Annotated in this window: 25 protein-coding genes; 16 read left to right on the plus strand and 9 right to left on the minus strand. The window is 62.2% G+C overall.

All coding sequences use genetic code 11. The features are described 5' to 3' along the window. Positions 1 to 36 precede the first annotated feature (36 nt). Both FHU29_RS05845 and FHU29_RS05850 read right to left on the minus strand, forming a co-directional pair. A complete protein-coding gene (locus FHU29_RS05845) occupies positions 37 to 711 on the minus strand; it encodes a hypothetical protein (protein WP_064440852.1) in 675 nt (224 codons plus the stop codon). Continuing rightward, positions 701 to 1,258 carry a sigma-70 family RNA polymerase sigma factor gene (locus tag FHU29_RS05850; protein ID WP_232322987.1) on the minus strand — a complete coding sequence of 186 codons (558 nt, stop codon included), beginning with the start codon at positions 1,256 to 1,258 and terminating at the stop codon, positions 701 to 703. Before FHU29_RS05850 ends, FHU29_RS05845 begins: the two co-directional genes overlap by 11 nt. Before the next feature lie 201 nt (positions 1,259 to 1,459). Here FHU29_RS05850 and FHU29_RS05855 point away from each other — a divergent pair, with 201 nt between their 5' ends. From FHU29_RS05855 to FHU29_RS05870, 4 genes are read left to right on the plus strand one after another with little or no spacing between them, the layout of a single operon-like run. Further along, positions 1,460 to 2,095 carry a COG4315 family predicted lipoprotein gene (locus tag FHU29_RS05855; RefSeq protein WP_074390886.1) on the plus strand — a complete coding sequence of 212 codons (636 nt, stop codon included), beginning with the start codon at positions 1,460 to 1,462 and terminating at the stop codon, positions 2,093 to 2,095. 9 nt (positions 2,096 to 2,104) lie between these two features. Then, positions 2,105 to 2,782, plus strand: a complete 678-nt coding sequence (locus FHU29_RS05860; RefSeq protein ID WP_064440850.1) for a hypothetical protein — start codon at positions 2,105 to 2,107, stop codon at positions 2,780 to 2,782. 10 nt (positions 2,783 to 2,792) lie between these two features. Then, positions 2,793 to 3,347 carry a DUF6529 family protein gene (locus FHU29_RS05865; RefSeq protein ID WP_064440849.1) on the plus strand — a complete coding sequence of 185 codons (555 nt, stop codon included), beginning with the start codon at positions 2,793 to 2,795 and terminating at the stop codon, positions 3,345 to 3,347. 16 nt (positions 3,348 to 3,363) lie between these two features. Continuing rightward, positions 3,364 to 3,819: a QcrA and Rieske domain-containing protein gene (locus tag FHU29_RS05870; protein ID WP_064440848.1), complete on the plus strand. Its 456-nt coding sequence runs from the start codon at positions 3,364 to 3,366 to the stop codon at positions 3,817 to 3,819. A gap of 14 nt (positions 3,820 to 3,833) precedes the next feature. Here the strand turns inward: FHU29_RS05870 and FHU29_RS05875 are convergent, their stop codons facing one another. Genes FHU29_RS05875 through FHU29_RS05885 form a run of 3 tightly spaced genes read right to left on the minus strand, consistent with a single transcriptional unit; the run spans position 3,834 to position 6,381 of the window. After that, positions 3,834 to 4,892 carry a class I SAM-dependent methyltransferase gene (locus tag FHU29_RS05875; RefSeq protein ID WP_064440972.1) on the minus strand — a complete coding sequence of 353 codons (1,059 nt, stop codon included), beginning with the start codon at positions 4,890 to 4,892 and terminating at the stop codon, positions 3,834 to 3,836. Between the two features lie 32 nt (positions 4,893 to 4,924). Further along, positions 4,925 to 5,413, minus strand: a complete 489-nt coding sequence (locus FHU29_RS05880) for an ABA4-like family protein (RefSeq protein WP_064440847.1) — start codon at positions 5,411 to 5,413, stop codon at positions 4,925 to 4,927. Beyond that, positions 5,410 to 6,381: an LTA synthase family protein gene (locus FHU29_RS05885; RefSeq protein ID WP_064440846.1), complete on the minus strand. Its 972-nt coding sequence runs from the start codon at positions 6,379 to 6,381 to the stop codon at positions 5,410 to 5,412. Before FHU29_RS05885 ends, FHU29_RS05880 begins: the two co-directional genes overlap by 4 nt. A gap of 78 nt (positions 6,382 to 6,459) precedes the next feature. Here FHU29_RS05885 and FHU29_RS05890 point away from each other — a divergent pair, with 78 nt between their 5' ends. The 5 genes from FHU29_RS05890 to FHU29_RS05910 all read left to right on the plus strand — a co-directional run bounded on the left by FHU29_RS05890 (position 6,460) and on the right by FHU29_RS05910 (position 9,575). Further along, entirely contained in the window at positions 6,460 to 7,107 is a 648-nt protein-coding gene (locus FHU29_RS05890) for a MerR family transcriptional regulator (protein ID WP_083962367.1), read from the plus strand. Further along, positions 7,104 to 8,240 carry an FAD-dependent monooxygenase gene (locus FHU29_RS05895; RefSeq protein ID WP_064440845.1) on the plus strand — a complete coding sequence of 379 codons (1,137 nt, stop codon included), beginning with the start codon at positions 7,104 to 7,106 and terminating at the stop codon, positions 8,238 to 8,240. Before FHU29_RS05890 ends, FHU29_RS05895 begins: the two co-directional genes overlap by 4 nt. 10 nt (positions 8,241 to 8,250) lie before the next feature. Continuing rightward, complete coding sequence (locus FHU29_RS05900) at positions 8,251 to 8,496, plus strand: hypothetical protein (protein WP_064440844.1); 246 nt, start codon at positions 8,251 to 8,253, stop codon at positions 8,494 to 8,496. Positions 8,497 to 8,677: 181 nt separating this feature from the next. Next, the gene (locus FHU29_RS05905; RefSeq protein WP_013807350.1) at positions 8,678 to 8,887 is read left to right on the plus strand and encodes a hypothetical protein; all 210 of its coding nucleotides are present in this window, start codon (positions 8,678 to 8,680) and stop codon (positions 8,885 to 8,887) included. Between the two features lie 157 nt (positions 8,888 to 9,044). Next, complete coding sequence (locus tag FHU29_RS05910; protein WP_064440843.1) at positions 9,045 to 9,575, plus strand: type 1 glutamine amidotransferase domain-containing protein; 531 nt, start codon at positions 9,045 to 9,047, stop codon at positions 9,573 to 9,575. On the opposite strand, the gene FHU29_RS05915 is transcribed toward FHU29_RS05910, so the two are convergent. Continuing rightward, positions 9,576 to 10,712: a lipase family protein gene (locus tag FHU29_RS05915; RefSeq protein ID WP_064440842.1), complete on the minus strand. Its 1,137-nt coding sequence runs from the start codon at positions 10,710 to 10,712 to the stop codon at positions 9,576 to 9,578. It abuts the gene before it with no gap. A 44-nt stretch (positions 10,713 to 10,756) separates the two neighbouring features. Here FHU29_RS05915 and FHU29_RS05920 point away from each other — a divergent pair, with 44 nt between their 5' ends. Then, positions 10,757 to 10,984, plus strand: a complete 228-nt coding sequence (locus FHU29_RS05920) for an RNA-binding S4 domain-containing protein (protein WP_064440841.1) — start codon at positions 10,757 to 10,759, stop codon at positions 10,982 to 10,984. A 62-nt stretch (positions 10,985 to 11,046) separates the two neighbouring features. Beyond that, on the plus strand, positions 11,047 to 11,757 hold the full coding sequence (locus tag FHU29_RS05925) for a GntR family transcriptional regulator (RefSeq protein WP_064440840.1): 711 nt from the start codon (positions 11,047 to 11,049) through the stop codon (positions 11,755 to 11,757). Here the strand turns inward: FHU29_RS05925 and FHU29_RS05930 are convergent. Beyond that, entirely contained in the window at positions 11,738 to 12,265 is a 528-nt protein-coding gene (locus FHU29_RS05930) for a flavodoxin family protein (RefSeq protein WP_064440839.1), read from the minus strand. The two genes, FHU29_RS05925 and FHU29_RS05930, sit on opposite strands and share 20 nt — an antisense overlap. Continuing rightward, entirely contained in the window at positions 12,265 to 12,561 is a 297-nt protein-coding gene (locus FHU29_RS05935) for a hypothetical protein (protein ID WP_183377480.1), read from the minus strand. The genes FHU29_RS05930 and FHU29_RS05935 overlap by 1 nt, the downstream gene beginning before the upstream one ends. 216 nt (positions 12,562 to 12,777) lie before the next feature. Between FHU29_RS05935 and ppc the strand changes: the two genes are divergently transcribed. After that, positions 12,778 to 15,546, plus strand: a complete 2,769-nt coding sequence (gene ppc, locus FHU29_RS05940; RefSeq protein WP_064440970.1) for a phosphoenolpyruvate carboxylase — start codon at positions 12,778 to 12,780, stop codon at positions 15,544 to 15,546. On the opposite strand, the gene FHU29_RS05945 is transcribed toward ppc, so the two are convergent. Further along, entirely contained in the window at positions 15,547 to 16,278 is a 732-nt protein-coding gene (locus tag FHU29_RS05945; protein WP_064440837.1) for an alpha/beta fold hydrolase, read from the minus strand. Positions 16,279 to 16,371: 93 nt separating this feature from the next. Here FHU29_RS05945 and FHU29_RS05950 point away from each other — a divergent pair, with 93 nt between their 5' ends. The 4 genes from FHU29_RS05950 (at position 16,372) to FHU29_RS05965 (ending at position 20,786) form a co-directional block, all read left to right on the plus strand. Beyond that, a complete protein-coding gene (locus tag FHU29_RS05950) occupies positions 16,372 to 16,908 on the plus strand; it encodes a LemA family protein (RefSeq protein WP_064440836.1) in 537 nt (178 codons plus the stop codon). 2 nt (positions 16,909 to 16,910) lie between these two features. Further along, complete coding sequence (locus tag FHU29_RS05955; protein WP_064440835.1) at positions 16,911 to 18,311, plus strand: DUF2207 family protein; 1,401 nt, start codon at positions 16,911 to 16,913, stop codon at positions 18,309 to 18,311. A gap of 113 nt (positions 18,312 to 18,424) precedes the next feature. Continuing rightward, the gene (locus FHU29_RS05960) at positions 18,425 to 19,297 is read left to right on the plus strand and encodes a universal stress protein (protein ID WP_064440834.1); all 873 of its coding nucleotides are present in this window, start codon (positions 18,425 to 18,427) and stop codon (positions 19,295 to 19,297) included. Positions 19,298 to 19,307: 10 nt separating this feature from the next. Then, on the plus strand, positions 19,308 to 20,786 hold the full coding sequence (locus FHU29_RS05965) for an amidase (RefSeq protein ID WP_064440833.1): 1,479 nt from the start codon (positions 19,308 to 19,310) through the stop codon (positions 20,784 to 20,786). Positions 20,787 to 20,803: the final 17 nt, after the last annotated feature.

The raw sequence follows: 20,803 nt of genomic DNA on the forward strand, positions 1-20,803 counted from the left end.
GCTCAGCGTAGAGAGTTTTGCCGCCTAACGGTGCATCTACGCGGGAGCGACTGCGACGAATGTCTGCCCGGCGACATTCTCGACGCGAACCTCAGCGACGTCGTCAGGTGCTACTAGGGCTGAGCCACTGAGGGTAGTTCCCTCCGCTTCACCGCTTTCGGAAACGAGCCAGCCACCTGCGATCTCTCGATTTCCGTCGCGGTCTACCACGATGAGGTAGCACGGTTCCCCCGCAGGTATGCCAGTGACGGTTGCTGTGAGCCGAATCCAGCCAGCAGCGGGCGTTAAATCTGCGGTGAGCGTCGCACCTGTGGCGGGATCAGATCCGCTGATCGCAACCGGGGCCGGGCCGTCGAGTTCGGTACTTGACGTTCCTATTTGGTACCCGATGACAACGGCGACACCGATGAGCGCCACCATAGCGGCGGCGGTCGCGCCCAACGCGATCGACATCGTTCTGGAGACACGAGCAGGACGTTCCGATCTGGCCTGCCGGACTGCACGGGCGAGGACGAGGTCGGCATCCTCAGGTGCACCGTCGAGGAAGAACTCATGCGGCACGTCGCCCAGTTCGTCCTCGAGAGCGCGCAGGGTATCGACCTCGGCACGCCAGTCAGGGTGCTCCGCGAGATACTGTTCTGCGGCGTCCCGTTCCTCCTGTGACATCTGGCCGAACAGGTACTGTTCGATATCGAAGTCCTTATCCTTCATTCGATTGCACCTCCTTCCTGAACGTGCTCTCTCTTAGTGTTCTTAAAGCGTGATGGGCGCGCGATTTAACTGTGCCGGGCGGAACGCCCAACTTCTCTGCGGTTTCATTGACGGTGTGCCCGAGCACGTAGACGCATTCGAGGACGTCGCGGTGGTGCGCGGGCAAGCGTTCCAAGGCGCCCATCAATTCGAGGCGCTGCGTCACGCGGTCAGCATGATCGGGCTCGACTGGCTCGTGTGCCGGTGACTCGCGGACCTCGGCCGGCCGGGACTGTCGTGCACGCGACCGATCTATGACGATGTTGCGAACCACCGTAAGGAGCCAGCCCCGAACCGATCCCTTGCCATTGACCAGCGCGTCGGGATTGCGCCAGGCGCGCACCAACGCTTCCTGTACGACGTCTTCGGCGGCGGAACGGTCGTTGGTCAGCGATGTCGCGTAGGCGAGCATCGCCCGTCCGTGTTCAGTGAACAGCGCACGGATGATCGCTTCGTCAGCGTCGTTGCGCTGTCGGCGTTTGCGTGACGGCACCATCGTGGCCACCACCCAGCCTCTCCGTTGTTGTTCGTGCAGCCTACTTTTAACACGAACAGATCGGGCAAAACGCTCAAGATCGTGGGATAGTAAAAAAAGAAAATTTCAGGCCTTGCGGTGAACTTTAGTGGCCGGGCGTACGTGTGAACAGTTACCGGGCGGATGAGCCATCCGGGAACAGCACAGAAAGGCCTCACCATGTACCTTCGCTTAATGTCTCGTCTCGCCGCGGTTGCTCTGGCAGCGGTACTTCTCAGCGGCTGCAGCGGTAGTGGGGACACCGGCGCCGTGACCGGCGCAGACAGGCCAGCGGTTACAGAGGCGTCGCTAGTCGCCGACGAAGAGCCAGCGGAAGATGCGGAGACGGGAGACACCGGAGACACAGGCGAGGCCGGGCAAGCGAGCCCCTCCGAACCGGTACTCGCCAAGACTGAAGGCCCCCTGCAGGTTTTCGAAGGGACAGCGCCGGCTGGAGCGGAAAACGCGGTCTCGCTCATCTCCACCCCGAACGGGCAAATCGGCACCTACCTGTCCGATGAGGAGGGCTTCACTCTCTACCGGTTCGACAACGACACGACGAATCCGCCTGCCTCCAACTGTGCGGGTGAGTGCGCCGAAACATGGCCGCGCGTCCTGTTGAACTGGCCAGCCTCGGTGTATGTCGAGGGTGTCGATCCGGACCTCGTCAGCTATATCGAACTCGAGAACGGCGACTGCCAGCTCACCCTCAACAACTGGCCCGTGTACTACTTCGCCAACGACCGGGAACCCGGCGACGTCAACGGACACGGAGTCGGTGACGTGTGGTTCGCGATCGCGCCTGGCGGCGGCAAAGCGCAAGCGAGCTAGGAGCATTCCATGAAATCGAGAGGACCGATTCTCACCCTCGTCGCTGTGCTGGCGCTGGGGCTGGGCATCCTCATTGTCAATATGACGCTGTTCTCACGTTCAGAGTCATCCGATCCTCCCGCAGCCGCGGAAACGGAAACGGCCGAACCAACCGCGGAGACGGTGGAAACAACACCCGCTGAAGCATCCCCCGAGCCAGAGGAGGATGCCCCGGGGTTTCCCGCCGAAGGCATGTACGTGATCGAAATGCCCTCAGAACAGGGACCACTGGTCCTCGGCATCGCAGTCGAAGACGATGCTGCGATCGCGTATGCCTGCGATGGGGCCGACGTCGAGATCTGGCTGCGAGGCGAGGTGACAGGTGACTCGCTCGAGCTGACTGGGCGCGATAACTCTTCGGTGACGGGCAGTTACTTCAATGGCGCCGTCGACGGTGTTTTCGCGCTCGCTGACCAGGAGTGGGACTTCATCGCCGAGGCCCAGTCGCCGCCGGCAGCGCTGTATGCGTTCGGTACGGATACCCGGGTTAGCTGGATTGTTCAGCAGGACGGTTCAGTGACGGGCGTGCAGCGCAACCCCGATGGGTCCACGGAGCCTGCACCAGCGCTCGACCCCGATGGAACAGCAATTATCAACGGCCAGACCGTCCAGGCCAGCCTCATCACTGGCGCCGACGAGATCCCGTAAGGACAGGTGAATGAGTACTCAAGCCCCCGCAACCAGGGGATCATCCGGCCTCATCGTTCCCCTCATTGCTGGTTTGCTGGTTGCGCTCACGCTAGGGGTGTACGGCAGATTCCACGAACCGACCTACTTTTCCGTCAATGTCGCGGGCTTCTCCAGCCCTACGGCGGTGAAAGCGTGGCTCGCGACGGTAGCCATCGCGTTCGCCGTATTCCAGCTGGTTTCGGCGTTCGTAATGTACGGCAAAGTCCCGTCAGTGCGGGCGCCTGCATGGATTGGCACCGCACACAGGTGGTCAGGCCGGATCGCGGTGCTGGCCAGCGTCCCAGTCGCGGTGCACTGCCTCTACGCGCTGGGTTTCCAGGACTACAGCACGCGGGTGCTCGCTCATTCGCTTCTCGGCTGCTTCTTTTACGGGGTGTTCGTGACGAAGATGCTCATTCTGACCAAGAAGGGACTCCCGGCGTGGGCGCTTCCGGTATTCGGGGGTCTTGTTTTCACTGGGCTCACGGGACTGTGGCTGACCTCGTCACTCTGGTTCTTCAGCAATAACGGCCTGACGTTTTAGACAGAAAGGTACCCACGTGGATTTTCAGTGTGTTGACCGCCGTACCGCACTCAAAGTCGCGGGTCTGACGTGTGCGGGCGCCACGGTTGCCGGATGTGCGACCTACGGAGCGCAGGACAATGAGCCCGCCGAACCAGTAGCGCCCGTCACAGTCGATCCGAATGCGGAGGCCGACCCTGCCGAGGCCGCTGACGCGCTCGCAAGTATCGATGATATTCCGGTAGGTGGCGGCGAGGTTTTCGCCTCGGAACAAGTGGTGGTCACTCAGCCTGCCAGCGGCACGTTTCAGGCATTTTCCGCGGTGTGCACGCACGAGGGCTGCATCGTCGCGAACGTTTCCGACGGGACGATCAATTGCTCCTGCCACGGAAGCCGTTTCAATCTTGACGGCTCTGTGGCGAATGGACCTGCCGCCAGTGGCCTTCCACCACGACAGATTTCGATCGCGGGACGGTCCATCATTCTCGGCTAATGCTGCTTCGATCGCTACATCGCTGGCTTCGAGGCGAGGTAGTAGCTATTGAGAATGTCCTGGTCGACATGTTTGATCTCGATGCCGGTGAAGCCAGCCTCCGTCAGCATTTCGGTTGCCTTCTGCTCGCCCCAGGCAGTGCCGAGTCCCTCGCCGCCGAGGGCGAGTGACACCGTCATGCAGTGGGCCGTCGACACTGTGTAGAGCATGACCCCGAGGGGATGGTCCAGGTTGTCCTCGAGCCTGGACGATGCCCGGATATCGACCATGACGAAGGTGCCGCCCGGTTTGAGTGCGGTGAAGATCTGATTCAGCACACGTGCCGGGTGGGCCTGGTCGTGTATCGCGTCAAAAGCGAAAACGACGTCAAAGCGGTTCACTTCCCCTAGCTCACTGACATCCCTCACGATGAAGTCGGTGTTCGGGAGGCCCATCTGGTGCGCTTCACGCTTCGCGGCGCTGATGGCTTCGTCAGCGAAGTCGAAGCCAGTGAATGTACTGCGAGGGTATTCACGACCAAGGAGGTTGAGGGCATGACCGCTGCCACATCCGATGTCGGCGACGCTGATACCGTTCGTCAATCGTTCATGGAAGCCCGGAACGAGAGGAACGATGACTGGCAGCAGTGCGGCATCGTTGGTTGCTGCACTGAGTTCAGCCATGAGTTCGTGGAAACGGGTGTACTCGCTGTACGGGACGCCTCCTCCTGCGCGGAATGATTGGAGCACCTGCTGCTCGACCGTGCTCAGCAGCGGCAGCATTTGCGCCAGGCTTGCCAGGTTGTCAGGCCCGGCAGCTCTACTGAGCAGGGCCCCATGTTCTTCAGGCAGCACATAGGTTTCGGCGGACGGGTCATACCTGACGATCCCGCCGACCGTCATCGCGCCCAGCCACTCGCGGACGTACCGCTCGTTGAGCCCTGCTGCGTGCGCGATCTCGTCGCTGGTAGCTGCCGGCCGGGCGTTCATGGTGTCGAATAGACGGGCCTGGTGACCGATGCTGATCATCAAAGTGAGATAACCGTGGTTGAGGATGGTGAGCAGATTCCCTGCCGCGACCTCGATGGGTGTCATGTTCTTATGCTGCGCCTGAGTTGGCGCACTAGTCATTGGGAGTTCGCCACAACACCGGCATTCGCAGATGGTTGCTCAGTGACGATCTGCGAGCGATCACTTTCGGTGTTGCGTCCCAGATAGCGGAGGACAAAGTAGAGAGGTAGGACGAATGGGGAGAGCAGTATCGCGAAGAAGAGGACTGGTGCCATCAGCCATGGCGATATCCGGCGATCTCTGCTGTCGAGGTAGATCCACCGTCCGATCATGAGGTCCCACGCGATGACTTGAGCCCACAGGCCGGCCAGCGCCTCCGGCTGGGCGATGTACTGCTGCAGGCTCGTGAGGTCGGGTGCGACGACGAGTGCCCAGAATTCTGGGAAGAGCGGAACGATGAGAATCAGGCAGACACTAAGACTGGGCACGACGATGAACGGCGAGGCGATTATCCGTCGCGTGGCCGACCATCTCGGTGCCAGGATCATCATGGCCCAGAACGGAGCGGCGAACAGGAATGACAGGGTGAATAGCAGCTCGGTCATACGGATGCTTCCTTTTTTGAGTACGCGGTATCTCGGTGTTTCGTACTGGAAGTGAGGACGGCACGTGCGCTCACGACCGTGGCGGTGAGTAGAAGCGCCAGCGCGGCGAGCGTGAGCGAATCCGGATGGATCAGCGGCTGCCCGCGAAGTGCCTGCCAGGTGACGAGCGCGACAAACCCCGCGTAGCTCGCCGCTAGCACGCTGATCAGGCGCGTTCTGGTGATTTCGTTCCGCAGGACTGATATTCGCGGGGCCAGGAAGATCAGTGCAAGCGCCGCGAGCGGGATCAGTTGAAGGGCGTGCATTCCGACGAAGTGCGGGATGCGGAGGTCGCCACCTTCGGTGCTCCAGCCAAGTAGTGGGAGTCCGGGGCCTCCATCGGAAACACCCACACTGTGGGCGCCCACCATTGTTGGAGTATCGGCAGCGAGGCGGTCGCGCTGGTCGGGTGTCGGCATGACCATCAGGTACGCGAGACCCATCCCGATTACTGACAGTGTGACGCCATAGCGGATCGAGAGTGTCACGGACCTGTCGCCGAGGTCCTGCCGCCAGAGCAAGACTGCCCAAACCAGGTTGGCGAGGAAGAGGACGACGATCGTCGCGCCCATGATGGACCACAGTGTGGTGTCAAGCTCGGTCAGGGTGTTGAAGTGGCTCTGTCGGCCCCGGATGACTTGGCCGGTGATGATGAGCATTTCACCGAAGGCGGCCACTGTTATCACTGTGCCGAGCCACCAGCCGAATCGCCGCCACCTGCGTTGATACGACATCAGCCACGCCCACATGAGACTGTACGCGAGGAAGGAGACGGCGAACTTGAAGGGTTTCGCCCAGATTGGGGCGCCACCGATTACGCGATCATCGAGAGCGATGCCAAGGATGGAAACGACGGTCAGTGCAGCCATGGTGGCGGCAAGAATCATAAGCGGGCGGTGCGCCTGCCAGAGCGTTCGGACGAGTGTCATAATGATCCCCAGGAGCGAGATGGATAGCAGATACCGCTACTATCGCGATAGTGTAGCTATCCAAATGGAGGTAATGCAATGGCGCATTTGATGCGGATGGCCGAACTCAGCGCTCAATCCGGCGTCCCAGTCGCATCTATCAAGCTCTACCTGCGTGAGGGCGTGCTGCCACCGGGCGAACGGACAAGCCCGAACCAAGCGCTCTACGGCGAGATTCATGTGCGGCGGCTGCGTCTGATTCGCGCACTTCGCGAGGTGGGGGACGTGCCACTCGCCGCCATCAAGACGATAGTGGGCGCGCTCGACGCCCAAACCGGATCTACCCACGAGATCCTCGGAATGGTCCAGCAGGCAATCACGGCGCCGATCGACGATTCAGCGAGGGACGAAGTTGTGGAAACAATGGTCGATGAAATCATCGCGGAGCAAGGCTGGTTCACGCGCCAAAACCCAGCCCGTGACATGGTCGTTGCGGCGTTGTCTCGGGTAATCGAACTCGGAGGAGACCCGGCCCAGTATCGCGAACTGCTGTCCGCGTACGCACGCGCAGCGGAGATCGCGGCACGTGCCGACATTGCTGGGATCGCACGGGAACTCGAGTCAGACACCATTGTCGAGGAAGCGGTGACATGGACTGTTCTCGGTGACACGGTGTTGTCGGGGTTGCGGCGGATCGCACAAGAAAGCGGCTCCGCGAAGTTGTTTCGCCACGAGGAGTGCGAGTGAGCGCGGCAGGAACGGCGCGACGGGCAATCGTCGTGGGAGGAGGTATCGGCGGGCTCGCTTCGGCGGTTGCGCTGACGCGCAAGGGCTGGAACGTTACTGTGCTTAAGCGGGCGCCGCAGTTCCGGGAGATTGGCGCAGGCGTGACGTTGTTCCCGAACGCGATCCGAGCCCTCGATTACCTGGGCTTCGAACCGCAACTTTTTGTCGGACAGGGAATGCGTGCAGGCGGCCTGCGAAGCAAAACCGGTCGCTGGCTGATGCGTCAGGAGGTTTCGCAGTCAGACGTCGCTCCCGTGCACCGTGCGTATCTGCATGACATCCTGCGGAGTGCGGTTCCGGCCGAGTCTCTCATCGCTGATTCCCGCGTCACTGCTGTCACGCTCACTGGCGCGGTCGAGTACTGCAAGGACGGAGAGACACGAACGGTCTACGGCGACCTGATCGTCGCGGCAGACGGAATTTCGAGTGGAATACGCGCGCAGCACTGGCCGGAACTTCCGCCCGCGCAATACGTCGGTGTTACGGCGTGGCGCGCGATCGCGGAAGTTACAAATCCCCACGATTTCGGCTTGACGCAAACCTGGGCACCGGGTGCGGAACTTGGGATCGTGCCGCTTATCGATGGCCGGATCTATTGGTACGCAGCGCTTCTCGCACCGCCGGGTGAGCGCATCGCGGACAATCACGCGTACCTCCTAGAACGGTTTGGTGCCTGGCATGGCCCCATACCCGAACTGATTGCTGCCACCGAGCCGGGTGCCTTGCTCCATCACGACCTGTTCCACGTCTCCCGACAGCCAGAAACGTTCGTTCGCGGCAAAATTGTTCTTCTCGGTGATGCGGCGCATGCGATACCGCCATTCCTGGGGCAAGGCGCATGCCAGGCTCTCGAGGACGCGGCGACGCTCGGCGCGTATATAGGCACGCGGGACGGGCTGGATCGCTACGACCGCGTCCGTCGCGAGCGCGCACATGCCGTCGCAAAGGCGACGACAATGACGGGGCGCATGGGGATATTCGTGCGCAACCCGGCTCTCGCTGCAGCGCGCAACGCTATCGTGCGAGCTACACCCGGAAACATCGCGAGGCGCGCGATGGACCGTGTCACGCGATGGGAAGTTCCGGCCATGTAAGGGAGGCGTCGTGCTGCTGCCAGGCCACGTCGCCCGCGGGGTCGCCGCGGGGACAATCGATCTCGCTTTCCGTAGGTGGACGTCGCTGAGGATCACGGTCGGCTCGGTGTTTACCACGAGTGCGGGCCTGGTGCGGATTGACGAAATTCAGCAGGTAACGCCTGAATCGATCACCGAAGAGGACGCGCGACGCGCGGCTATCCCGACGTGCCTGCCCTCAAGCGGGACGTTCGGAAACTCAAACAGCGTGGACTGACTCAGAGCCTCCCGGTTGGTTATCAACTATCGCCAAGGGGCCGAAAGTATCTGGCTCTCCGCGATGATCATTCGAGGACACAGTTTGATGGCGAAAGCTAACGATCGGTGCACTTCGGTGCGCGCCTGCGACATGTGATCGCTTACAGTTGCCCCGGTAGTGCACCCGACAAGGAGGCGGAATGGATTCGCTGGGTCCCGAGTTTGCAATGATCACCCCAATGCTGGACATGATGGGATTCGTCCTGCCGATCTGGCTCGAGCAGTTCACACAGCAGCAGGTTGACCTCATCAACTACTTGCTGGTGCCGTACGGCATGGAGGCACTTCCCGCTGTCGATTTCGGTCTTGATTACGACATCAACGAAATCGAAAGCGCGAGCATCAGCTGAATCACGCGGCATTTCATCCGGTTTGGGGTACCACTCGTCCTGATGCCCCAAACCGGCTGCGTCCCAAAGTTGGCCCACGCTGAATGTGTGAGAGCGCCAGCTCCTGGGAACCCTCGTGTTGTACGACGAGTTCGCAACATTGAAGGGAAGGAAGCCGATGATCCTGGTGCTGACCGCGCAAACCGGCGTGGAGCGGGACGAACTACTCGTTCCTCTGAAGCATTTCCGTGAAGCAGGAGTTAAGGCGGTCCACGCTGCTCCCGAAGCCGACACGGTGCAAACGTTTCTTCACGACACCGATAAGGACGCGGTAGTCACTGCAGATATCGCGCTGTCAGACGTGAACGCCGCGGAATACGATGCAATCATCATTCCTGGTGGCACCGTCAATGCTGACAAGCTCCGCGGCAACGATGACGCCGTGGAACTTGTCAAAAGCTTCGCTGAGTCGGGAAAGCCGATCGCTTCTATCTGTCATGGCCCGTGGATCCTCGTTGAGGCGAACCTGCTCACTGGGAAGAAGGCAACCTCATACAAGACACTTCGGACCGACATCACCAACGCGGGCGGCGAGTGGGTCGATGAGCCAGTGGTTCGCTCAACTGAGAACGGCTGGACGCTGATCACGTCGCGCAACCCTGGTGACCTGGACGACTTCTGTGCCGCGATCGACGAGGCACTGAGCTGATCAGCGCATAAGTGCCGCGAGATACGGAGTCGTGTCAGCGAGGGATGCTGCCATCGTGCTGTCGTGGTCCTCAGCAGGGTAGTAGCGCACAGTGGCCGGCTCGGTGTTTGCCCGTAGCTGTGACGCCAGAAGTTCAGTGAGCGGGGCCCACACAGTCAAGTCAACTCCGCCCTGCGCTATGAAGAAGGGACGCTCGTAGCCGATGGTGGGTACTTCCATCGCATCGCGAATCACGGCGAAGAAGGACGCGTCGGTCAGCTGGCGCGAGAAAAGCTGACCGATACCGATCCCTGTGACGCGTTCGCGCTGGTCCCAGTAGCAGAGCTCTTCAGCGTCGCTGACCACACGTTTACCGAGTTCGGTGAGGTACGAATCAATTTCGGCATCCGGGTAGGTGGCGCGCAGGCTGGCCATGATGTACGACACGAAGACCGTCAGCCCGGGCTGGCTGACGTCGGGGAGCCACGGACCCGCAGCGGAAATCAGATACTCCAGATGTGACGGCACACCGGTGCCGACGCCGCCACGGAAGTCGAGTTCGGGGGCGTACGCCGGAGCGAGCCGCGTGGTGAAGAGTGTCGCGTGGCCGCCCTGCGACTGGCCTATCGCTGCCCATGTTGCCGAGAGGTCGGCGTCGACCGCGCGGCCCGCTCGTACCATATCGATGACGCTGTAGGCCGCTGCTTCTCCGACCAGGTAGGGATGGACGCCGGGTGTTCCGAGCCCCGAATAGTCTGTCGCGGCGATTGCGTAGCCTTGCGCGAGCCAGTGCCGGAGATAGGTGACATCGCGCTCGGACCGTCCGGCGACCGAGGGTGCGCAGTCATCACCGAGCCCAACCGTGCCGTGCGCCCAGGAAAGTACTGGCCATCCTCCGGCTGGAGGTGTGCCCTCGGGCACGAAGACCGCGCCTGTCACCGGTGTGCGATCACCTGAAGCGCTGGTCGACCAGTAGGTGAGGCGGTGAGCGCGAGCGGTGCCAGGCAACCACAGATGGGCGGGAAGCGGTGCCGAGTTGAGGACAGTACCGGGGATCGCGTTTGGGGATGCAGGTTCAGCGGACGCAGCCGGGAGTGCAAAAACGCTGGCCGAGAACAGAACGAGCGAGAGCACGGACGACGTGACAGTGCGACGCATCCTCTGACCTTATTCGCTTCCTTTGCTCGTGAGACACTTATCGCGTGCGTGAGGTTGAGATTCGCGATGAGAGCATCCGGCTCGGTCAGTTCCTGAAGCTCGCAGGATTCATAGATTCCGGAGCGGATGCGAAAGCAACTATTGCCGATGGTCATGTCGGCGTCAACCGCGAAATTGAGGTCAGGCGGGGCCGGCAGTTGCGTGATGGCGACGTCGTCACGATTGGCGGTGACTCGGTCCGCGTGGTGAGTGCAACGGCTTCCAATGACTGAGAAACACGCTTTTAACCACACCGCATAATGGACGGCAACTTCCGCCGCTAGTGTTTGCAGCCATGCCGCGCCGGTTGCCCTCCCCGCTGATTCCACGCTTGCTGGGGCATCATGACGCGGGTGATCGTGTCCCGATCATCGACGAACTGCGATCCGTGATCTTGTCTGGTGACGTTCCCGCTGGCACCGTGATTCCGCTGCGGGAAGTTGCAGACGCGTTCGGTGTAAGTCAGATCCCAGTGCGCGAAGCACTCAAAACGCTGATGGGCGAAGGCATTATCGCGCATCGCCGGAACGTCGGATACCGCGTCACGCAGCTGACTCGCGCTGAACTACGCGAAATCTACCTGATCAGAGAAGGGCTTGAGAGCGCTGCACTGACCGCGGCTGTGGCGGCGGCATCGGAGAGCGACTTTGAGCGAGCCCGCTCCGTCCACCGTCAATGCGCCTCGGCGTCAGCTGCCAGAGACGGCCGCGAGTACAACCGTCACAGCCGTGAGTTTCATGAGGCGCTGACCGTTCCCTGCGGGATGAAGCGGCTGATGCACATGCTGCAATCCGCGTGGAATCTCACGGAACCCGTTCAGCCCATGGCGCATATCAGCAATGCGGACCGCGCCGCGCTGAATAAAGATCATGGGCGCATGCTCGCGGCGTTCACAGCGCGTGACAGTGCGGGCCTCCTGGCCGCAGCCAACGAGCACAACGAGAGACTGGCGATAGTGGTGGCCGGTCTCGGTCGTGCTGCCGGGCTCACCGACGACGCCGTTTGAGATCCTTCGTCGCGTGTGCCAGTTCGGCACCCCAGTCGCGAGCACGATCCAGTTCCCCCGGAACCAGCGGGCCCTGCATCCCTTCGACGTGGAACACCGCTGGTTTCGCGGCGAGACCAATGTGCCTGTGCTTCAACGCACGGGCGGCGCTATGTGCCGCGGAACCAGGCAGCCAGCGCGGGGAAGCCGCCTTCGTACAAAACACAGCAACATCTACGACTGCGTCACGGTCCGCAAGCGTGGGCAGCCAGTCTCGCAGTGATACGCGCTGGGTGACGAGACAGGACTGACGGTTCGCGGCGTCGAGCCGCGTCTGGGGGCGTGACATGCCGAAGGCATGGGTCGGCCCGCCCGCGACCACAAGGTCCACGTCAGCGAGGGCACCTTCTGTGATGTCGTCAAGGTTGAGAACCGTGACGTCTGCATACTCAGCGAATCCCTCGCCGATTGCTTCGGCGATGGCGCGGGTGTTGCCGAACATCGATTCGTAGACTATGAGGGTCCGCATCATCGAACCTCTGCGGAGTATGGGCAGCGGCGTGATCCGGCGCGAACCCAGTCGGTGTCGGTGCCATCGGCCCCGTTGTTCACTGCGTCGGTCAGCCGGTACTGGGCGAGACGCTCGCTCATCTCGGGCAGGCCGTACAGCGACCCGCCAGAGAGGTCCGCGAGACAGCCGCCGAGAACGGCGCCGATCACTCGCGGGGTAAATGCGTGCCCGAACTGAGTGTGAAGCCGCGCCGTGGTGTCCCAGCACGCAGTGCATGCGGGTGTGGGCGGGACTTCCTGGGCGGTGGGGGACACCTGGCCAAGGATGCTGCACATAGACAACGGGATTTCCTTCTCGCTGGGGATCGACAGGCCGCTATGGGTACTGCCATCACACCGCGTCTCCGCGGTCGCGTGTAGGGCCGTTAGGGGTGGCCTTATGGGACTTTCGGCCCTCCGGGGGAGCGGGCGGGTTCTCACTGTGTGGATCTCGTGTCGCGGATCACCACACGGATCGCTGACACTAGAGGAATGGCAGATTCGACCACCGCACCTCTGGAACTGACGGAACCGCTTCGCGAGGACATCCGCCTCCTTGGCGGAATTCTCGGTGAGATCGTGCGGGAACAGGCGGGTGAGCGAATTTTCCAGTTGGTCGAAACCGCACGTACGGAGTCATTCCGGCTACGCAGGTCCGAAATTCACCGCAGCGAGCTTGCCGCGCTGTTCGACGGCATCGAGACGGCGGACGCGATCCCGGTGATCAGAGCATTCAGTCATTTCTCGCTCCTGGCGAACCTGGCGGAGGACTTGCACCGCGAGCGGCGCCGTGCGGCGCATCGCAAGTCGGGTGAAGCACCCCAGAACAGCAGTCTTGCCGCCACATACCGCAAACTCGATAGCGCCGATCTGCCGGCGGGACGCGTCGCGGAACTGCTGAAAGACGCGCAGGTCTCGCCTGTGATCACCGCGCACCCGACGGAAACTCGCCGCCGCACTGTTTTCGAGGTCATCAAAAGGATCACAGCCCTGATGCGCGAACGGGCACGCCCCGACGTGGAGCCCGAAGATGTCGAGCGGATCGACCTCAATTTGCGCCGCCAGATCCTCACACTGTGGCAGACGGCCGTGATTAGGCTCAGCCGACCGCAACTCGAGACTGAGATCGACGAAGGCCTCCGCTACTACACCATGTCGCTGTTCGAGGTGATCCCGGCGCTCAACGCAGAGATGCGCACCGAGTTGCAACGGCGCTGGCCCGCGACGGACGTCCTGACTCAGCCGCTGGTCCGCCCAGGTTCGTGGATCGGCGGTGACCGCGACGGCAACCCATATGTGACAGCGGATGTCGTTCGTACGGCAACTCGCCGCGCCTCCATGCTCGCTCTGGAGCATTACCTCAATGAGCTCGAAGCGCTCGAGCAGGAACTGTCCATGTCAGACCGGCTAGTCACCGTCACGCCAGAGCTTGCGGAACTTGCGGAAGCCTCCGGAGATGACGCCCCGTCACGTGCCGATGAACCGTACCGTCGCGCTCTGCGCGGCATTCGTGGCCGGCTTAGCGCGACGGCAGGCCGTGTTCTCGATGATCTGCCGCATCACTGGCTTGAGTCGTCGCTCACTTCGTACGGCCGCCCTGATGAACTCCTCGCAGACCTCGAGACGATCGATACGTCACTGCGCAATCACAGCGACGGGATCCTTGCTGATCAACGCCTAGCAGCCCTTCATGAGGCGGTTCTGACATTCGGGTTTCACTTGTGTGGGCTGGACATGCGCCAGAACTCCGAAACACACGAACAAGTCGTCGCTGAACTTCTTGCCTGGGCTGGCGTTCACCAGGATTACGGCTCGCTCAGCGAGACCGAGCGGGTCAATGTTCTGGTCGCCGAGTTGCGCACGCGCCGTCCGCTGATCAGGCCGGACGCAAAGCTGAGCGATCTCGCTCGCGGCGAGCTCGCGATTGCCAGCGCGGCCGCAGCTGCTATCCGTGACCTTGGACCGGATGCAGTGCCGCATTACATCATCAGCATGTGTTCCTCGGTCAGCGATATGCTCGAGGCGGCGATTTTGCTGAAGGAAGCGGGCATTTTCGATCCCGGCAACAGTGAGGACGGCCCATCCTGCAGCGTTCGCCTCATACCGCTCTTCGAGACCATCGACGACTTGCGTGCCGGAGCGAGCATCATTCGGTCGACGCTCGACGTACCGCTCTACCGGGATCTGGTCCGCAGTCAGGGGAACCTGCAGGAAGTGATGCTCGGGTATTCAGACTCGAACAAGGATGGCGGCTACTTAACTGCCAACTGGGCGCTCTACCGGGCGGAACTCGATCTGGTGGAAGCCGCTCGCGATGTGGGAATCCGGTTGCGTTTGTTCCATGGCCGCGGGGGCACGGTTGGCCGCGGAGGCGGGCCTAGTTACGAGGCGATCCTTGCGCAGCCGCCAGGAGCGGTCACCGGTTCACTGCGCATCACCGAGCAAGGGGAGGTGATTGCCGCTAAGTACGCGGAACCGCTGATGGCCCGCCGGAACCTCGAAAGCCTTGTCTCCGCCACTCTGGAGTCGACGTTGTTAGATGTCGAGGGGCTGGGCGACGATGCCGAAGCGGCGTACACGATCCTTGATGAGCTCGCTGAACTCGCACGCGATGCTTACACCGACTTGACGCAACGCACCCCAGGCTTCATCGAGTACTTCAGAACGTCGACGCCACTCGCGGAGATCGGTTCGCTCAACATCGGGAGCCGCCCAGCGAGCCGGAAGCCGACTAAGTCTCACCAGGATTTACGCGCGATACCGTGGGTTTTGTCGTGGACGCAATCACGCATCATGCTTCCGGGTTGGTACGGCGCCGGCAGTGCATTCACAGCGTGGGTGGGTGACGACCAGTCCCGGCTGAAACAACTAACGGATCTGTATAAGCGCTGGCCGTTTTTTCATTCGGTCATGTCCAACATGGCGATGGTGCTGGCGAAGTCCGATGTTGGCCTCGCGGCGCGCTATGCTGAACTGGTTCCGGACAGCTCAGTCCGGGATCTGGTGTTCGGCAAAATCCGGGACGAACATGCCCAGACAGTGGAAATGTATAAAGCAATCACCGGCTATGACGATCTAACGGGCGACAACCCTGCGCTGCACCGCTCAATCCACAACAGGTTCCCGTACCTGGAACCGCTCAACCATTTGCAGGTTGAACTGCTGAAGCGTTACCGGTCCGGCGATGACAGCCCGTACGTGCGGCGCGCTATTCACATGACCATGAATGGGCTGGCGACAGCGCTGCGAAATAGCGGATAGTCACCAGCGTTCGGTGATGACGTCCACGACCGCGTCGGGTGTTTCCCACGGGGGGAGATGCCCCGCGTGGCCGATCGTGGTTATCGTGACGTTGGACATTCCCCGGTACACCTCGAGTGAACGTGGGTCGACACGGCGGTCTTCCAGGCCAAACACGACATCAGTGCCGATTCCGAGTGCGCGGAGCCGCGACGCGAGCGGCTCCTCACCCAGATAGGTGTCGATCGCCTTCGACGAGCCGGTGGTGCCGCGGGGTCCTGCTCGCTGCAGATCATCAACGACAAAATCAGGCACTGTGCCTCCCGGCGCGACGATCGACTGTAGGCCCGCCCGGATCTGGGATTCTGGTGCCAGGCGCCAGACGAGCGGGCCGATGACCGGCAGCCTGATGATCCTTTCGCTCAGAGATCTGGCGCCGGACCGGCTAGCGAGAGTGGGCGACGTGCTGATGAGGACGAGGCGTTCCACAAGCTCGGGGGCCTGCTCGGCCAGTGCGGTTGCGACGAGGCCGCCCATGGAGTGACCGACGATGATCGCTGGTTTGATCGCAGCGTCCCGCAGCACATGAGCGACATGTGATGCTTCTGCGGATATCGGCACGCCACCGATGAGCGCCACGGCGCATGCTGGGACAGACACACGATCGAGGCCGTCCTCGACCTTTTCCCAGATTTGCGGTGAACCACCGAGCCCATGGAGCAGCACAACTTCCCGGTCGCCATCCTCAGTCATGCCCACAACGTACTCGGCATTTCATCACAGGGTGTCGATCAACCCACCCTAAGGTGGCTGTGTCAGACACTTCATTTCCCGCACACTTGATACGTGGTTATCGCTCTCGTCAGCGTTCTAGTGTGCGCTGCTCTCATTGCAGCGCTCGCTGTGCAATCGCACAGGACGCTGTCGCGGCTTCGTTCTGATGCGGATGCCGCGTTCACGGATCTCGCCGCTGAATTGCGTTCCCGGCACGAACTGGTGCCGCGGGTTCTCGCTAGCACCGAGCGATATCTCGGCTCAGCGCGATACGAAGCGTCGAATGTGGCAACTGCCCGCCACGCTGCGCGGACAGCGACGATCGGCCGGCGAGGCTTGCTGAGACAGGCACGAGCGGAAAATGCACTCTCCCAAGCCCTCGCGGATATCTTCAGGTTGGTCTCCGAGGATCCGGCTGGTGCGACCGACCCAACGGTCACATGTGTGCGCGCGCAAGTCGTCGACCTCGCGGATAGGGTTGACTCCTCTGTCCTGCGTTACAACACGGCCGCATCGCGGTACATGGCGAAACGAGGACGGTCTCCGTTTGCGCTGATGACGAGTATTTTTGGATTCGCGCCCCGCGAGACATTCGTACTGGAGGCATAGTTATGGACACCATCAACGTGGCGGTCGTCGTCGGTGCTGTGGTCGTAGCCTTCGTCCTCTGGGCAGGCTTCGTCACAGCGCTCGCCGTCTCAACACGCTCCGCGCCCGTTCGGCCCGGTGAGGCCACCTACGACCTGTCGGGAGAGCCGCCCGCCCTGGTCGCGTTCCTCACCGCACGCTTCCGCGCGGGGGAGACTGCTGCTCCGGCGACGGTCCTCGATCTTGCTGCTCGTGGCGTCCTCAGCATCGAACACATTGGGCCTGAATTGTCGCTCATACGTTTAAGGCGCCAGTCCAGCCGCGATGGGCTGAACCGGTATGAGCGCCTCGTATACGACCGGATTGTGAGTCTTGCGACAGCTGACGGTGTTGTCGCGACGGGTGCGCTTGCGGAGGGCACCGGGCATCTCAATTCGTGGCGCAAAAAGTTCGATAACGCAGTACGTGATGCATCGCGCGACGCGGGGTTATCGGAGGCGCGCTGGCACCGTATACATCACGTGATCCTTGCCGCGGCAGCGGTACTTCCAGCGTTCGCGAGCGGAATCGCATGGGTGGTGCTGATGCCCGTCTCCGAGGGTGAGGACGCTGATCCGATTGGCGGATTCTTCGCTAGCGCCGCGATTGTCTACGCGGTGCTGATGTTTCTCTCCGAGCGGCTCAACACCGAGCGTGGAACACCCGCGGGAGCGCGGGCGGCCGGACACTGGCTAGGGGTGCGCGCGCAATACAAAACGTTGAGCTTTCAGGACAAGTCGGCGGCCTCGGTGACGATTTGGGGCCGCGAACTCGCCTACGCGTCTGCGCTGGGACTTGCAGACCGAGCTGTAGTAAGCCTCCCTATCGCTGTTCCTGCTGATTGCGGACAGGCGTGGTCCGACTTTGGGGGACTCTGGCACCTCGTGCAAGTGCGCTACCGCGGAGATGGTCCGCACGGCCGGGTCTTCTGGGGAAGGTCACCGCGCGACGCGGCGGCCTTGGCGTTGCTGACAGCCGTTATCTTGCTGCCGGTAGTGGTAATCGTTACGGCGCTGCTCTCAGCTTTTGCCGGTCTGCCGGGAAATCCCGTATCTCTGGGCTTCCTGCTGAGTGCGCTGCTTGCGGTCGGTGGTCTCGCGCTCGCAGCCAGCGATTCGGCGTCGCAGCGCACTATCAACGGCCAAGTCGTCAGGCTGCGACGGCGGACGGTCAAGCGTTCAGGTGACTCGGTGACCTACCGTTACTGGGTTGCGATCGATGACGGCACCTCGCGGCGGATCAACGCACTGGGCATCGACGAAGCTGCCTGGTCCTCTCTGACTGAGGGTGACGTCGTCGAAGCGCGGGCAGGCCACAGGCTGGGCTGGGTGTATGGAATCCGCGTGGTTCAGTCGTCCCGGTTCCGGGACGGGACACTCGCGTGACCTTAACGCCAGCGCAGATGCCGAAAGTCCCTCGGGCGCGCGGCCTTAGGCCCTAGCCGGTAGGTTCGCAACAGTAGAGTCTCGGCAGTGGGTGTGTACTCAAGGAGGCGAACATGACGCAGGCTGCGATCGTTGCCGGTGTTGATGGATCTGCAGGTTCGGAACGTGCGGTGCGGTGGGCGGCGCATGAAGCTGTGCTCCGGCGCGCGCCGCTTCAACTTGTCACCGCCATGGTCACCTCGCGTGCCGCGTGGATGCCGCCCGCGTTCTTCACACTCGTCGAAGCCGAAGCAGCAAAGAAAGTCGACGCGGCGCGGCTCATCGCAGAGGACGAGTGCGGAGCCGGGTCTGGAGTGCAGATCACGACGTCGGTAATGCACGAGTCCGCGCGTCCGGGACTGATCAAAGCGTCGAAACACGCTGCGGTGCTGGTTCTCGGGTCGTCCGGCGAGGGGGAGTCTGGTGTTGCGCAACTGCTCGGCTCGACGGCGATCGCACTGGCGGCACACGCTCACTGTCCTGTCGCGGTGATCAGGAAGCACTCACGCAGCGTGCAATCCCGTGCGCGTGTCGTTGTCGGGGTTGACGGTACGAAGAACAGCGAGGCTGCGATCGCGGAGGCGTTCCGCGCAGCCGCGCTGCGGGGCGCTGAACTTGTCGCCCTGCACGCGTGGAGTGACTTCCGGATGTCTACCGCTTTCACAGACGTCGATTTGTCGTGGGAAACGGTTTCCGCGGCGGAAGAAGCAGTGCTCGCCGAACGGCTCGCCGGTTACGCCGCCGACTACCCCGATGTTCCGGTCAGCCGCGCCGTAGTCCGCGATTCACCTCTGCCCCATCTGATTGCGCACTCCCGCCAGGCGGACCTCATCGTGGCGGGCAGCCATGGGCGCGGTGGTTTCACCGGGATGCTCCTCGGCTCGACCAGCGCAGCGCTCATCGAGCACGCGCATTGCCCGGTACTCATTGTTCGCAGCAGGAAATAGTGGGAGAACCATGGACTACGCGCAATACCGAAAGTATGACGCCGTAGGACTCGCGTCCTTGGTCGCAGCGGGTGACGTGACTGCGGAGGAACTGCTCGAAGCCGCTATCGAGCGATGCGAGGCAGTGAACCGGCCGCTCAACGCAGTGACCACGCCGATGTATGGCATTGCAGGCCGGCGTGCGCGGGAAGAACTTTCTGGTGCGCTGGCGGGTGTTCCGTTCCTCATCAAAGACTTGATGCAGGACTACAAGGGGCTTCCGACCGGGAGCGGTTCAAAAGCGCTACGTCACGTGCGGGCCACTGCACACAGCACTGTCGTGCAGAGGTGGCTTGATGCGGGACTCGTGATCTTCGGGAAAACGAACACACCGGAGTTCGGGCTGAAAGGTATCACCGAACCACAGGCCGGCGGAGTGACACGGAACCCGTGGAATCTTTCACATACCGCGGGTGGTTCGTCGGGAGGTGCTGCTGCCGCTGTAGCTGCGGGCATCGTCCCTGTCGCGGGTGCGAGCGATGGCGGTGGCTCGATTCGTATCCCGGCCGCATGCTGCGGGGTGTTTGGCCTCAAGCCCGGGCGCGGCGTCGTGTCGTGTGGACCGCATCACGCGGAGTATCTGCATGGCGCGGCGACAGAGGGGGTTATCTCGCGGACTGTGCGCGACAGCGCCGTCATGCTCGACGTGCTGACAGCGAAACCCGACATGGGCGGGCCGTACCTCGTCGCGCGCCCCGACCTGTCTTACGCCACGCTTGCAGAGCGAGACCCGGGACGCCTCCGCATCGGCTACTCCACGAGGTCCCCGCTGGAAACGGACGTTCATGCCGAAGCCGTCGCGGCTGTGAGCGATGCCGCCGCGCTCCTCGCGCATCTGGGGCACGAGGTCGAGCCGGCCGAGCCAGCGATCGATGGCCGCCAGCTTGCTAGCGATTTCATCGTCATGTGGTGCACGCAGGTCGCAGTGACCGTCGATGAGGTGCAGAAACAGACCGGAGCGAGCGCGGACGATTTCGAACTCGACACGCAGGCTCTCGCCGCGGTGGGACGTGCAGTGAGCGCGACCGAGTACTACTCGGCGCATGAACGCTGGAACAGCTACAGCCGGCAACTCGGCGCGTTCCACGAGAAGTATGACGTTTTGCTGACGCCGACCATCGCGCGGCCTCCGGTGCGGATCGGGCAGCTAGATACGCCACCGGTCCTCAACGCCCTGCTGAGGCCAGTGCTGCGTCTGGGTATTGCAGATAAGTTCGCGTCTACGAGTGTCTGGAAGAACACGGTCCTCGCGAATCTCGCTACTGTGCCGTTCACTCAACTGGCGAATATCACCGGGCGGCCCGCAATGAGTGTGCCAACGTACCGGACGGCTGCGGGGCTGCCTCTGGGCGTGCAGTTCGTTGGTGGCCTTGCCTCGGAGGGCCTGTTGTTGAGCCTTGCGAATCAGATTGAGACAGAGCGTCCCTGGGCCCATCTGGAACCTGTGTGAGAGATCGATGCCAATAG

It is taken from the genome of Hoyosella altamirensis, assembly GCF_014191505.1.
Lineage (GTDB): Bacteria > Actinomycetota > Actinomycetes > Mycobacteriales > Mycobacteriaceae > Hoyosella > Hoyosella altamirensis.